Source organism: Halorhabdus utahensis DSM 12940 (genome assembly GCF_000023945.1).
GTDB classification, from domain to species: Archaea; Halobacteriota; Halobacteria; order Halobacteriales; family Haloarculaceae; genus Halorhabdus; species Halorhabdus utahensis.
The window spans coordinates 1,844,945-1,858,787 of sequence record NC_013158.1; the positions used below are offsets into that span (position 1 = coordinate 1,844,945).

The 13,843-nt window shown below is 63.1% G+C and carries 15 protein-coding genes and 1 tRNA gene; 2 read left to right on the forward strand and 14 right to left on the reverse strand.

Annotated elements, in window-relative coordinates; translation table 11 throughout:
• Positions 1-135 precede the first annotated feature (135 nt).
• The 6 genes from HUTA_RS08975 to HUTA_RS09000 form a co-directional block, all read right to left on the reverse strand.
• Positions 136-648, reverse strand: coding sequence for a metallophosphoesterase (locus HUTA_RS08975; RefSeq protein WP_015789578.1), 513 nt, complete (start codon positions 646-648; stop codon positions 136-138).
• Between the two features lie 75 nt (positions 649-723).
• A complete protein-coding gene (locus HUTA_RS08980; protein ID WP_015789579.1) occupies positions 724-1,557 on the reverse strand; it encodes an ABC transporter permease in 834 nt (277 codons plus the stop codon).
• On the reverse strand, positions 1,554-2,342 hold the full coding sequence (locus tag HUTA_RS08985) for an ABC transporter permease subunit (protein ID WP_015789580.1): 789 nt from the start codon (positions 2,340-2,342) through the stop codon (positions 1,554-1,556). The genes HUTA_RS08980 and HUTA_RS08985 overlap by 4 nt, the downstream gene beginning before the upstream one ends.
• Positions 2,335-3,354 carry an ABC transporter ATP-binding protein gene (locus HUTA_RS08990; RefSeq protein WP_015789581.1) on the reverse strand — a complete coding sequence of 340 codons (1,020 nt, stop codon included), beginning with the start codon at positions 3,352-3,354 and terminating at the stop codon, positions 2,335-2,337. The genes HUTA_RS08985 and HUTA_RS08990 overlap by 8 nt, the downstream gene beginning before the upstream one ends.
• A 58-nt stretch (positions 3,355-3,412) precedes the next feature.
• Complete coding sequence (locus tag HUTA_RS08995; RefSeq protein ID WP_049941277.1) at positions 3,413-4,426, reverse strand: hypothetical protein; 1,014 nt, start codon at positions 4,424-4,426, stop codon at positions 3,413-3,415.
• Between the two features lie 496 nt (positions 4,427-4,922).
• A tRNA-Val gene (locus tag HUTA_RS09000) sits at positions 4,923-4,997 on the reverse strand.
• A 140-nt stretch (positions 4,998-5,137) separates the two neighbouring features.
• Between HUTA_RS09000 and HUTA_RS09005 the strand changes: the two genes are divergently transcribed.
• Complete coding sequence (locus HUTA_RS09005; protein ID WP_015789583.1) at positions 5,138-5,485, forward strand: hypothetical protein; 348 nt, start codon at positions 5,138-5,140, stop codon at positions 5,483-5,485.
• A 24-nt stretch (positions 5,486-5,509) separates the two neighbouring features.
• A complete protein-coding gene (locus HUTA_RS09010) occupies positions 5,510-5,761 on the forward strand; it encodes a hypothetical protein (RefSeq protein WP_015789584.1) in 252 nt (83 codons plus the stop codon).
• 25 nt (positions 5,762-5,786) lie between these two features.
• On the opposite strand, the gene HUTA_RS09015 is transcribed toward HUTA_RS09010, so the two are convergent.
• From HUTA_RS09015 to HUTA_RS09050, 8 genes are all read right to left on the reverse strand, one after another.
• Positions 5,787-6,041 carry a hypothetical protein gene (locus HUTA_RS09015; RefSeq protein ID WP_015789585.1) on the reverse strand — a complete coding sequence of 85 codons (255 nt, stop codon included), beginning with the start codon at positions 6,039-6,041 and terminating at the stop codon, positions 5,787-5,789.
• Between the two features lie 126 nt (positions 6,042-6,167).
• Positions 6,168-6,608, reverse strand: a complete 441-nt coding sequence (locus HUTA_RS09020; protein WP_015789586.1) for a hypothetical protein — start codon at positions 6,606-6,608, stop codon at positions 6,168-6,170.
• Positions 6,605-7,141: a hypothetical protein gene (locus HUTA_RS09025; RefSeq protein WP_015789587.1), complete on the reverse strand. Its 537-nt coding sequence runs from the start codon at positions 7,139-7,141 to the stop codon at positions 6,605-6,607. Before HUTA_RS09025 ends, HUTA_RS09020 begins: the two co-directional genes overlap by 4 nt.
• A gap of 14 nt (positions 7,142-7,155) precedes the next feature.
• Positions 7,156-8,508, reverse strand: coding sequence for an ABC transporter ATP-binding protein (locus HUTA_RS09030; protein ID WP_015789588.1), 1,353 nt, complete (start codon positions 8,506-8,508; stop codon positions 7,156-7,158).
• Positions 8,493-9,623, reverse strand: coding sequence for an ABC transporter ATP-binding protein (locus tag HUTA_RS09035; RefSeq protein WP_015789589.1), 1,131 nt, complete (start codon positions 9,621-9,623; stop codon positions 8,493-8,495). The genes HUTA_RS09030 and HUTA_RS09035 overlap by 16 nt, the downstream gene beginning before the upstream one ends.
• A gap of 2 nt (positions 9,624-9,625) precedes the next feature.
• Positions 9,626-10,582, reverse strand: a complete 957-nt coding sequence (locus HUTA_RS09040; protein ID WP_015789590.1) for an ABC transporter permease — start codon at positions 10,580-10,582, stop codon at positions 9,626-9,628.
• Positions 10,583-11,572 carry an ABC transporter permease gene (locus HUTA_RS09045; protein ID WP_015789591.1) on the reverse strand — a complete coding sequence of 330 codons (990 nt, stop codon included), beginning with the start codon at positions 11,570-11,572 and terminating at the stop codon, positions 10,583-10,585.
• A 122-nt stretch (positions 11,573-11,694) separates the two neighbouring features.
• On the reverse strand, positions 11,695-13,713 hold the full coding sequence (locus HUTA_RS09050) for an ABC transporter substrate-binding protein (RefSeq protein WP_015789592.1): 2,019 nt from the start codon (positions 13,711-13,713) through the stop codon (positions 11,695-11,697).
• Positions 13,714-13,843 lie beyond the last annotated feature (130 nt).

Sequence of the window (13,843 nt, forward strand, 5' to 3'; positions counted from 1 at the left end):
GCCTGGCTGTGTCCAACAATGGGTTCGGACGGGAAGTCAAACGAGCGTTTGACCTTCCGGTGTTCACTTTAGCCGTCCGGCCGTTGGTCGATGTGCGTTACTCCCGCTTCGGCCCTCACCCTGCGATCGACCCACTCACTCCCCAGCGACGCGCCGTCGCTCGATGATTTTCCCCGTCGGCTCCCGGAGTTCGATCACCACGTCACCCGTTTCCTGGCGAAGTTCGGCGTACGACGGCGCGCTCGCCCGCGGATCGGTGTGACTTCCCGGATTGAGGACGTGGAGATCCCCGAGTCGCTCGATCGCTGGTCGGTGGGTGTGTCCGGTGATAACGAGATCGGCACCTCGCTCCCGAGCGAGCAACGGCAGCGACGTCGGCGTGTGTTCGTGTCCGTGAATGAGAAGCAGTTCTCGGTCGTTCCATTCGATCGTCTCGACGGCAGGCAATCGATCCCGAAGTGGAGCCGCGTCACTGTTGCCGTGGACGGCGATCAACTCGGAAGTTCGGGCCTCGAAGGCCTCGTAGACCGCCGCCGTCGTGAAGTCTCCCGCATGGAGCACTCTCTCGGCATCAGCGAGTGCATTGGCTGCCCGTCCGGCGAGCTGTAGGTCGTCAGTCCCGTGGGTGTCTGCGAAGACGGCGATCATAGCCGGCTATCGGGACGGACGAGCGAAAACGATCCCGGAACCGATCGCTCGCTTAGCGCTTGCGTCGGAGCCAACTCAGAGATCCCGTCGCTGGAACCAGTACTGGCTGAGGCCGACTGCCAGGACCGCACCGGCCAGTAGCAGGCCCGCCCCGGCGACATCGTAGGTCCCCTGGACGAGGACACCCGACGGGTCGAAATATCGCATCGGTGAGAGCCCGCCGAGCCACTCGTAATCGGTCGTCGAGATGATCGACTCCGCGAGCCAGCCGAAAAAGACCAGCGCGAGCGCGACCCGCCCGGCAGTTCGACCTCGGCGGACGACCACCCCGAGCAACAGGCCAATCGCACTCCAGAAGAGGAGATACGGGATGGAGAAGGCGTGGACGATCGCGAGATCGGCGAGCGGAAGCGTCTGGTCGATAGCCACCGATGCCACGTACAGCACGACCGGGACGACGGCGTTGAGGACGAGGATCGGGACGAGAAGCGCGAGGTACTTCCCGAGGAGGACGCTTCGCCTGGCCACGGGGGCGGCCACCAGTGTGTCCATCCGCTCGTCCCGGAGGTCGCCGGCGACCGTCCCGGCGGCGGTATAGGCGAGATAGCCCCCGAGACCGACGATCCAGCCGAGCGTGTAGAACTCGCTGGCGAGGAGTCCTTCGATCGACTCCAGGCTCTCGAAGCCGAACAGTTCGGTGACGACCGGTGGCATCGCGTCGATCAACTCCGAGAACCCGGCCTCGATCATCTGCGGGCCGAGCCAGACGTACATGAGGCCGAACAGCGTGAACAGCACGGCGATGACGCCCGTCACCCGGAGTCGATTGCGCCCCTCGAAGCGGGCGACCACGAGCAGCGGGTTGTCGTCGGGTTCGCGGGTCGCGGGCCCCGCTCTCTCGGTACTCATTGCACGTCGACCTCCCCGAACAGCCAGGCACTCCCGGCCAGGAGCACGACCGCGGCGGAAACGAGGATCGCTCCCCCGGCGGGATCGTACGTGCTCTCGGTGAGGATCGCCAGGGGATCGTAGTATCGCATCGGCGCGATACCACCCAGCCACGCGAGATCCGTGTTGCTGAGGAGCATCTCGAAGAGGAACGTTCCGATGATCGTGCCGGCCGCCACGCCCTCGGCGAGAATGCGGCGCGGCGCGGCGACGGAGACGAGCATGCCGAACGCACCACACGCAAGCAAGTAGGGGATCGACAGCACGTGGACCGCGACGAGGTCGGCAACGGGAATCGTCTCCTCGATCACCTGCACCGCTCCCGTCACACCCACAAAGACGACGACGTTGACGACGACGATGGGCGTCAGCAGTGCGAGGTATTTCTCGACGAGCAGTCGCCACCGGGCGATCGGCGCGGCGAGTAGCGTGTCCATCCGCCCGGTCTCGACGTCACCCGCGATCGAGCCGGCCGCGGTGTAGGCGACGTACGCCCCGAGGCCGAGCAGCCAGACGTACTCGTAGAGTTCGAGTGCGATGAAGCCCTCGATGGTCCCCATGTGTCCCAGCCCCATCTCCTCGACCATCACGGACGGGTACTGCTCAAGCAGGGCCGCGATATCGACGTCCCCGAGGATGCCGGGGGCGATAAGCGTCATCATCCCGCCGAAGGCCGCAAGCCCCAGCCCGATGACCGCCGAAGCGGGAACCAGCCGTTCGGACTCGAAACGCGCGGTCTCAAACATCGGCCTCCTCCGCCCCTTCCTCGATCTCGCTGTCGACGGGCTTGCCGTTCTCGACTGCTTCGACACGCTCGGCCGGGTTCTCCCCATAAAATCGCATGAACACGTCTTCGAGTGGGGCCTCCTCGATCGTCAGATCGAAGATTTCGTACTCGAGTAGCTGCCGGAGCATGGGTTCGTAAGCCCCAGTGTACGTGAACGTGACGCTCGTCGCCTCACTCTTTGCAATGGCCGTTTCGCCGTCGCCTTCGTCCCCATCTTCACTCCCGTCGCTGCTGACCTCGATATCGTGGACGCCGTCCAGAGCCAGCGCGTCGGGGTCGAGATCGCCACTCAGCCGCGCCCGGACGATCTTCCCACTGCGATCCAGCAGCGACTCGACGTCTTCGAGTTCGACGAGATGGCCGTCTCGAATGATCGCTACTCGATCGCAGACTTTCCGGACCTCGCTCAGAATGTGCGAGGAGAAAAAGAACGTCTTCCCGCGTTGCTGTTCGGTGCGGATGAACTCCAGGAGTTGTTCCTGCTTCAAGGGATCAAGTCCGGAGGTGGGCTCGTCCATGATGAGCACATCCGGGTCGTGCATGAACGCCATGACAATGGCGAGCATCTGCTTGTTGCCGCGGGAGTACTCCCGCACCTTCCGGTCCAGCGGCGGATCGAACAGTTCGAGCATCTCGTCGCTTCGGATGTCTCCACGGAGCGACCCGTGATAGTCGAGCAAGCGGCGACCGGTCACGTTCTCGTTGAAACTCGGCTCGCTCGGCAGGTAGCCCACGTCCGCGCGAACCTCCCGGAGCGCCGCCCCGTCTCTAATGTCGGCTCCCAGAACGGTCGCCGTCCCGCCGGTTGGCGACTGAAACCCCATCAGCGTCCGGATGGTCGTCGTCTTCCCCGCGCCGTTCGGGCCGAGAAACCCGAAGACTTCACCCTCCTCGACGGCGAAGGAGAGATCCTCGACGCCCCGTACGTCGCCGTAATACTTCGTCAATTCGCTGGTCTGGATGGGCGGCATGTGTATTGTTTGGACCACTGACGGCTGGAGTATAAATCTAGTACTTGACGGTGTGCTTTCAGGCTCCTTCTAGGACGTCCACGTTGTAGGAATACTGTTTGAGCTGGTGCTTTTCAGCGTGCGTTGAGAGTGCCGCCGGTGGAATCTGGTCGTCTTCCAGTTGTGTCGCATAGACTACAGTTACTGCCTTCTCGCTCGAACTGTCGGTACGGCTGACCACGACAGCCTCGTCGGGGTCGTCGTGGTTGGCGTTGACCACGCGATCTCCTGGGACGAACGGGTTCTCGGCGAAGTCCAGATTCGTGTGCTTATACGTATACAGCTTGAGGTCTTGATCGTCACAGTACGACGAGAGGAGCGCCGCGTCGATGTCGCGCCAGTCACCCGGGCCTTCGTCGAGGGTGCTCGGAAACGCAACCCGGACAGCCTCCCCATCCATCGACTGCCCGTAGATCCCGACCTCCGTTTCGGGGGGAAGCACCTCGACCACGACCGCGACCGACGCGTCCGAATCGGCGGCTTTCACGACGCGGTCGCCGGGAGAAAACGGGTTCTCCGGCTTTTGATTCATGTGAGCCGTGTTCGGCCCGAGATCCATCAGCTCGTTCATCGGCCGCGATGAGAGGTGATCGAGTTTCTCCGGTTCCGTCCCCGAATACGATTCCTGCGTGGTCACTTTCGATTCGAGTGTCTCGACTCGCTCCCACCCGAGGAGGATCAGGCCGTCCTCGTTGTCCCGGTGCCACACCATGACGATAATGTCGTCGTCGGGATCCTGATCGAGTAAGTGGGAGGGACGGAACGCGGAAACGTCTCGGGAAGTCTTCACATCGACTTCGTAGCCGAACACCTCGAAGTCGTACGCTGCGTAGCTCTCGGGATTGCACTTTCGAAGTGGCTGCTCGTTCTTCCATTCCCACATCTCGACGGGTAGGTATTCACGACAGAACTGCTCGAACGCAAGCTCGCCGAGATTGCCACGGCGCTTGGTCGGGACATCGTCCGCCTCCTGCTTCACTGCCTGGTGGTGGGCTCGCTTCCGGTCGATTCCGTCGGGGGTATACAGGTACACTCCTTGGAGATCTAAGAGAACAAGAATGAATCTTTTCCCGAGCCCGATCATTGGCCGGCCGTGGCTGCGGTTGGCAGTGAGAAGCGGGGCAGATACTGAATCAGGATGAATTTGAACCGCGCCGAGACGTCGCTTCGCTCGCGGTTACACCGCTCGCCATTTCGAGACGCTCCCTCCGGTCACACCTCGCTCTCGCTGCGCGCGACTCGTCTGCTTCAAATCTTTGTGATCAAATTACCGGCTCGCAAATTTGCTCGCCGGAAAATATGGGTTGGGGCGTCCTCGTGAACGCAGTGAACGAGGGCTCGGAAGAGCAAGCTCTTCCGGCGTCGTGCTGAACAACGTGAAGCACGGCTCGAGAGAGCTTGCTCTCTCGGCGGATTTGAACCGCGGTCGTTCCCGTTCGCTCGTTGCACTCGCTCACCTCTCACTCCCTGCTTCAAATCCGCCCCAAAGACAGACTTGCGCCTCACGGTATTGTTCGGCGCAAAATCAGTGGGTTGGGGCGGATTTGAACCGCCGACCTCCTCCATGTCAAGGAGGTGTCATAACCAACCTAGACCACCAACCCTCGTATGCTCGTTGCATTCTCCGATAGACTGCAGGCACAATTGAAGGTTTCGAAACGTGGGCACGCGAGCGGAGTCCTATCGCTTGCCGTCGATCGACCGATGTCGGGACGGATCGGGGAGTTGAAACGCCAAGAGTACAATGTCGAACCACGACATGCTCGGACCGGATTCCCCGGTACGACGGCTGGTGCACACTGTGTTCGTCGTCGTGGGCGCGCTGGTCATCGGTCAGGCGATTCACCTCTCTGTCGTCACCGGGGAGCAGGCACTGCTGGCCGTCGAGACGCTCCTCATGGTGGGTGGCGGCACGGCCGCCGTTGGCATCGGGTACGCCGTGCGCCCGTCGCCGCGTTCGATCGCCACTGGTGATCGAGGGAGTGAGCCATCCGGTGAAGCGGACGACAACACGTTCGATAGCGACCTCTCGCCAGTCGGTGACGAACTCGAAGCCGTCGAGGAGGCCGACCGCTCGGACAGGAACGCTTAACTGTCCGCTCGCTAGTCTTCCGCTATGGCGACGGTACGTGAACAGATCCCGCGACCGCTACGTGCCCCGACGAGTCTGGGACTGCTCGGTGTCGGCATATTGGGACTCGCAATCGGGTATGCCGTGTCGATGTTCGGGCTGATGTCGCTCATCGGTCTGGAACCGTACAGTGATCCGATTCCGACCGTCGAAGCCGGCAAGATTCTGCTCATCGGAATCGTGATGATCGCGGCCGGCTACGGCGGTTTCAAGGGCTTTTTCAGGGTCGCCTACTGACGGCTTGCTTCCGTCGATCAGTGTCTCAGGACGCGACGTGCATCACCGCGCCGACGATCACGATCTCTCCGATGAACAGCCCGATCATCACGGGGATGATTCCGGGATACGGATAGAACTCGAGCAGGTGGCCGACGACGGCGATCACGAGGACGGCCGGAAACGACAGGAGATGGAGTAGCGAGGAGAGATACGCGCCGAGCGTGGGCGCATCGCCGTGGCTGGCGTAGAGGCCACGCTCCTTGATCGGCTTCTCGCGATCCGGCGTTTCCCTCGTCACGGACGCCTAAACGGTCCCGATGGGCAAAAACATCCCGGTCACACGCCGGGTGCCGCGGGTCTGACGGGATCGAGTGCTGCACAGCCGATCCCGGCCTGGACGCGGGCGGCCCGTCTCCGGCAGGCGTCACCAGTCGAAATATCCGGCGACGAACAACGTGGCGAAGTAACTCCCGAGAAAGATGACCAGCAACGCCATCAGCGTTCCCAGCAGGGCCTGCCGGAGGAAATAGACGAGTGCGATATCCGCGCCCCCACGTCCGTACGGCAGCACCCACACCGGCAGGACCGACGCGAGAAACAGCGTCCCGATCGCGGTCACGAACGCGATCAACAACGCCCGAATACTCCGGGACAGCGACGTCGAGAGGACGACGGTGTAGACGCCGGCGAGACAGAGCACCACGACGGGCACCCACCCCGGCACTGCCGGCGGGAGCAACCCCTCGTTGCTGTACATGAACGCGCCCATCCCCGCGAGCGCACCGGTCCCGACCCCGAGTGTTCGGTGTGAAGTGACGCGAGTGACGAATGCGACCATGCGCTCGATGGTTCGACTGACGGTCATTGGTCACCCCGCTCGATGGTGATCGAGATCGACCGATCGTGAATCGCTCCCCGGAGACGGCCACTCAGGTCGAACGTATCGCTATCGAGCGCCGCGGCCACAGTTGTCTCTCCGGACTGGTGATGGATCCGTAGTGGTACGTCGATCGTTCGATTGCCGCCTGCCGGGACGGTGCGTTCGGTGAACAGGGTTGCGTGCGCCCTGGCGACGATTCGGCCGTCGATTCGACCGGTGATCCCGGCCGGGGCCTCGATGTCGACTGCGACGGCCGTCGGGTTGTGAACCGCGACCCTGACCTGGACGATTCCGTCGCCATCCGCGACACTGACGTCCGTGACTGTCGCCGTCACCGAGCCACTCTGCTCGTAGGCGAGGTACGCCTGCCCGGTCGCGACGAAGATCACACCGGTCAGAACAAGGACCAGCACGAACGAAAGGGCGAGCCAGCCGTGACCGCGACCCGACGCGTCCGTCGTCGCCCGTTCGTCGTCAGGTTCGAACCTGTTTCCGTTCCGACGAGTGCCGTCGCGCATCGTCGTTGACGGTTCTATCGGTCCCCACCGGAGGACCCATAGAGGTGGCAGGCGAGCGTTCGATCCTCCGCCTCACGGAGGTCGGGTATCTCGGTCTCGCAGACGGATTCGATCCGGTCGGCCAGACGATCACGGGCGCTGTCGTAGTCGCCGTCGGTCAACACGTCCCGGGCAGCGTCCCGGAGTGCCGACTCGACGGCCGCCGGCAGGTCGAGTGCCTCGACCGGAACGCCCTCCGAGAGTTCTTCCGGGTCGATGCGATGGGGTTCCGGGACGTCGAGGACGAGACCGTGTCGCAGCAGGGCGTCGACCTCCTCCTCGACGTCGTCTGATTCCTCGTCTTCCGGGATGTCCGTCGGCCCCAGGGTCTCCCGCTGGATGCCGAGTTTGAACTGCAGGCACCGTCGGAAGGCGTCCTGACTGCCCGTCCAGTCGTCGGGCGGGATCACGGACGGACACCGCGGGTGGAACTTACAGCCGGTCGGCGGGTCACGGGGGCTCGGCACCTCGCCCGTGACGTTCGCCCGGTCGCGTTCCGCGTCGGGATCGATCACCGGGACGGCGTCGAACAGCGCCTCCGTGTAGGGGTGTTTCGGGTCCGTGACGATGTCGTCCGTGTCGCCGATCTCGACGACGTCCCCCAGGTACATGATCGCCGTGCGGTCGCACATGTACCTGATCAGCGAGAGGTCGTGGCTGATGAACACGTACGTGAGGTCGTACTCCTCTCTGAGGTCCTGCATCAGGTTGAGGACACTCGCCCGGATCGAGACGTCCAGCATCGAGACCGGCTCGTCGGCCACGACGAAGTCAGGATCGACGACCAGCGCCCGCGCGATGGCGACGCGCTGGCGCTCGCCGCCCGAGAGTTCGTGGGGGAACGACCGGAGATACGGCTCGGCCGGTGCCAACCCGACGTCTTCGAGCACCTCGATGACGCGGTCGCGACGCTCGTAGTAGTCCTCGCCGATGTCGTTGATCTGCAGGGGCTCCGCGACGGCGTCCTCGACGGTCATCCGGGGGTTGAGACTCTCGAAGGGGTCCTGGAAGATCATCTGGACGCGCTGTCTGAACTCGCGTTGCTCCGCGGCGGAGAGGTCCGTGACGTCCATGCCGTCGAACTCGACATCTCCCTCGGTCGGATTCAGCAGTTTGACCAGCATCTTCCCCAGGGTGGTCTTCCCACAGCCCGATTCGCCGGCGATCCCGAGGACCTCGCCCTCCTCGACGGACAGCGAGACGCCGTCGACGGCACGGACCGGCTGTGGTTCCCGACCCAGGAGCGTATCGAGCAGGCCCTGGGAACTCCCGAACAGCTTCGAGACGTCCCGTACCTCCATCAAGGTTGAATCTATCGTTCCTGCCATGTCTCGTCCTCCGTCGCTCGGTTGCGTAGCTCCTCGATCTCGTCCACCCGGTGACAGGCCGACCGATGCCCGTCAGTGGTCGCCTGACTGAGTTCCCCTTGTTGGCTTTCGACGTCGAACATTGGCGGGTGGGACTTCTCACACGCGTCGACCGCGAACGGGCAGCGATCGATGAACCGACACTCGTCGGGCGGATCCACCAGCTGGGGTGGCGTCCCGGGGATCGAGAGCAACTGTTCGTTCTCGGCCGTGATCGTCGGGAAGGAGTTCTCCAGCCCCAGTGTGTAGGGGTTGGCGGCGTTCTCGAAGATGTCGTGGGTCGTCCCGCTCTCCATCAGCCGACCGCCGTACATCACGCCGATCCGGTCGCACGTCTCGGCCATGACGCTGATGTCGTGGCTGATGATCAGCATGGCCGCGTCGAACTCCTCTTGCATGTCCCGGATGGCGTCGAGCACCCGGTCCTGGATGATGACGTCGAGCGCCGTCGTCGGCTCGTCGGCGATCACCAGATCGGGGTCACAGGCCATCGCCATGGCGATGATCGCGCGCTGGCGCATCCCCCCGGAGAACTCGTGGGCGTAATCGTCGGCCCGTTCGGGTTCGACGCCGACGCTTTCGAGCAGTTGCATGGCCCGCTCCCGGGCCTCCTCGTCGGTGGTTTCCGGTTCGTGCAACTGGATGGCCTCCGTGATCTGGTCGCCGACCTTGTACACCGGGTTCAGCGCGTTCATCGCGCTCTGTGGGATCAGGGAGATGGTGTTCCAGCGGACCTGCCGGATCTCGGTCTCGTCGAGGGCGGCGAGGTTCATCTTCCCGTCCTGACGCACCGGGATCGAATCGTCGGCGATCGCCTCGTTGGTTGGCTCGCCTCCCTCGTCGGTCCATTTGGGCAACACCCAGTCGAGCCAGATCTCGCCGCTCTCGACGTAGCCGTTGCGGTCGAGCAACTGCAGGATGGACTTTCCGAGCGTCGTCTTGCCGCAGCCGGACTCGCCGACGAGGCCGAACGTTTCGCCGGGTTCGACGGTGAAGTTGACGTCCTCGACGGCGTGGACGGCCCCGTCGTCAGTGCTGTATCGTACCGAGAGATCGTTGAATTCCAGCAGTGTCATAGTCACTCACGTTGTGGGTTGGCGACGTCTTCCATCGAGAAGCCCATGAAGTAGAAGGCGGCCGCCACCAGCGCGATGGCGATCCCCGGCGGTAACAGCCACCACGGGGCGGAGAAAACCTCGTTTTGGGCCTGGATGTTCTGGAGCATCAGTCCCCACGACTGGGACGTGAAGTCGGCGAGACCGAGATACGCCAGCGACGCCTGGGTCAGGATCGCGTAGGCGGCGTCCTGGGCCAGGTAAACGAAAGTCAGCGGCAACACGTTCGGCAGGATGTGCCGGAAGACGATGCGAGCGTCGCTTGCCCCGGCCACCTTCGCGGACTCGACGTAGGAACGTTCCTTCAGGGACAGGGTCTCCCCGCGGATGACGATGGCGTTGTTCACCCACGACTTGATCACGATCGCGATGATGATGTTCGTCGTGTTGACTCCACGGATGGCCACCAGCAGGATCACCAGCGGCAGGAACGGGAGACTGTAGACGATGTCCGCGATGCGCTGGATGAGTTCGTCGATCCACGTGTTCCCGTAGAATCCGCTGATCAGTCCCAGCGGGACGCCGACCAGGCTCGAGAGGATCCCGGCGGCGAGGCCGATGTACAGGGCGTTCGAGGCCGAATAGACCATCAGCGTCGCGATCCCCTCGCCGAGATGGTTGGTCCCCAGCGGGGCGAAGAAGGGATCGCCGAACGCCGGCGGATGCGGGAGCGACCGCGTCTGTTCTAACGTCATTCGGCCGCCTTCCGTTCCGAGAAACGCCTTCCATTCCAGGCTATGTGGCGCGAACACGGACGGGAACAGCGCCCAGAGGCCGAAGACGACGAGGATCAGGAGTCCGACGATCCCCATCCGGTGTTGGCGATAGCGCTCCCAGCCCCGCTGGAACCGCTCGATGCGGGGGCGATAGCGACGGGCGAGCGATTCGAAACGCGACGGTTCGTCAGTGTCTGTCGCCATCTATTCGTTGCCTCCGAATTTGATCCGCGGGTCGAGATACGTGTACACGACGTCCTGCAACAGTCGCGCGATGATGATCAGGATTGCCAGGATGAAGAACACCGCCTGCACGACCGGGGTGTCCTGCTGTATCACTGCGGTGACGACCACGCTGCCCATCCCCGGCCAGTTGAAGACGTTCTCGATGATGATCGATCCGTCGAGAATGAACGCCAGGGCGACGATCGCCGATGTCGCCACCGGGATCAGGGCGTTTCTCGCGGCGTGTTTGACGATGACGGTCCGCTCGCTGAGGCCTTTGGCCTTCGCGAGGTAGACGTAGTCCGCGTCGGTCACGTTGTTCATCTGGGTTCGCATCACCAGCATCGACCCGACCCAGGTGATCGCGGCGACGGTGAACGCCGGCAACGCGAGGTGACGCAGGAAGTCGACGATGACGTTGACCGCTGTCAGGTCGAACTCCGGGAACTGCGTCACCATGTACTTGCCGGGCAGCAGGCCGAGTTGATAGTTGAAAACCCACATGAACAACCAGGCGACCCAGAACACCGGGATCGAGTAGATGAACAGGCTCCCCGAGAACAGCGACTGGTCCTTCATCGTCCCGCGCCACCAGCCGAGGTACATCCCCACGAGCGGGCCGACGACGTAGCCGACGATGTAGACCGATCCGAAGAGGATCAGCGTCCGGGGCAACCGCCGGGCGATCAGGTCCCAGACGGGCACGTTCCAGTTGATCGACCACCCGAAGTGTCCCATCTGGTAGTTGATCATGAACCGGGCGTACTGGACCCAGATCGGATCGTTCAGTCCCCACCTCGCCTCGAGTTGGGCGATCTGCTCGGCCGTCATTCCCGGGCTCCGCATCTGGCTGATAAAGCTGCCCGGCATCGACTTGACCAACAGGAACAGCAGTGTCATGATGACAAGCAGCGTCAGATACGACGCGACCAGTCGCTTACCGAGGTACCTGGCGCTTATCCGACTCATCGCCTCACCTCACACCTACCGACGCCGTGCCGTGTCATTGCAGGGCTCTGTCTTGCTACGATGTCGCGTTGTGATTAATGTGCCGAATCGGCTCGATTCTGTCGACGAAACGACCGAACGGGCTATTCGTTCTCGTAGATGTTCAGCATCTGGGTCGTCAGTGCCGGGCCGCCGACGCCGGGGATGTTCTCGATCGCGCCGGAAAACCGCTGGTGGAGCGGCCAGAACACTTTGCTGTACTGATAGACCATGTACGGCGAGTCGAGGTAGATCCGCTCGACCGCCTGGCGGACCAGCGCATTGCGCTCCTCGGGGTCGATCGTCCGGCGTGCTTGATCGATCAGGTCGTCGGCGCCCGCGTGGTCGAACAGCCCGTACCCGGTGTTGTTGTTGAGTTGGCGCTGGTCGTTTTCCTGCTCGGACCCTTCCTCGACGACCGAGTGATCGTCGGCGTTGTCGCTGTGGAAGAGATTGTAGAGCGAACTGACGCCAAGCGGCGACGTGTTCCCCCAGCCGAGGTGGGTGACGTCGAAGTCCTCCTGGGCGTACAGCCGCGGGAGGAGTGCGTTGAACCCGACGGTTTCCCGCTTGATCGGGATGCCGAGCTCCTGCATGTTCTTGACGTAGACCTGGTCCATCTCCGTCAGCTCGGGCACCAGCTCCGGTGGGTAACTGATGTACGTCAGCGGCTCCCCGCGGATCTCGGTGATCGTCTGGCCGTTGACGCGGATCTCCTGGTCGACGCCATCGACGTCCTGGAGGACCGAGGACGTCACCTCGCCGAAGGAGTAGTCGTGTCGCGGCGCGGACTGACTCGCCGTGACGCCGGTCAGGCTGCCGGGGTAATCCTTGCCGGCGAACGTCCCGCTCTCGCCGGTGACGAGCTGTCCCTCTGTGAGGAACGACCGGACGGTTTCGAGGTCCGGTTCCCCCTCGCCATCCCCGCGGAACTCGAAGGCGTTTGTCGCCGGGTCCTCGAGGATCTCGGCACCCGTCTCGGTCTCGGGACGGACGGCCTCGTAGGCGGGCGGCATGATGAAGTCACCTTCGAGGACGTAGTTCTGATTGAGTGTCCGCACCCACTGGATGTCGTCCCAGAGGAACTCCAGAGCCTGCCGGAAGGCCGCGTCGTCGAAGGGGGTCCGGCGAAGGTTGAACATGAAGAAACCGTAGCCGGTGTCGCCCCCGCGGACGAGTTGTCTGTCCTCCTCGCGGGCCTTCTGGATCTCCCCTGTCGGGAGCGTGTTGTATATCGCGTCGATCTCGTCGTTGAAGAAGTCCTGGACGTACGCCGACTCGCTGCTGTAGACGAGATACCGGAGCTCATCCAGGAACGGGCCACCCTGGACGAACGTATCGTGTTCCGCCAGCCAGTCGAGTTGGCCGAGCTGGTACTCGTCCGGGTCCCGGAAGGTCAGTTCGATGGACGTGTCGGGTTCGTACTGCGTCAGCTCCGCCATTCCCAGGCCGACCGGCCCGCCGCTGTCGACCTGCTGACCCGGCTGGTACTCCGTGTAGTCGTCGACGTCGCTCCAGACGTGTTCGGGCAGCAGCGGCAACTGGAGCTGGTTGAGCGCGTAGGTACCGACGACCTGGTTCATCGAGAGATGGACGTCCCAGTCGCCTGATGCCTCCTCGACGGAGTCGATCGCTTTTAGATCCGAGGTGTACTTGCCCGGCTCCTGTTCGAGCAGGTACTCGTAGGTGAAGATCACGTCGCTGACCGTGAAGTCCTCGCCGTCGCTCCAGGTCAGGCCGTCCCTGACGTTGAAATAGACGTCCGGGTTCGGGTCCTCGCCCTCGGTGTTCTCCATGGTCCAGTCGGTGTATACCCAGGGCTTCACCTCGAAGGTCGTCCAGTCCAGGAACGTGCCGTACTCCCAGATGAAGTCCATGATCGCCGTCGCGTAGGACGACGACGTGTTCAGGACGTTGACGCTCGGCGGCGAGGACGGCAGCGACATCGTCAGCGTGCCGCCCTGTGGCGGCGTGTCCGGCCCCTCCGTCGTGTCTGCAGGCCCCTCCGTGTCCGTGGTGTCCGACTGGCTGCATCCCGCGACGCCCGCTGCAACGGCCCCCGCACCGACGGTTTGCATGAACCGCCGTCTGTCGACATTGCCTTGTGATTTCTTGTCAGACATATCCCCCCATAGCGGACCCCTGGTCTTAAAATGTCGGGATACATTCGAGACAGATGTCCGCGCTTTAGGAGGATTAAACACAGATATTCACTCTAAAATGGAATGAAGTGTAACAGTATCCCACTTCTAT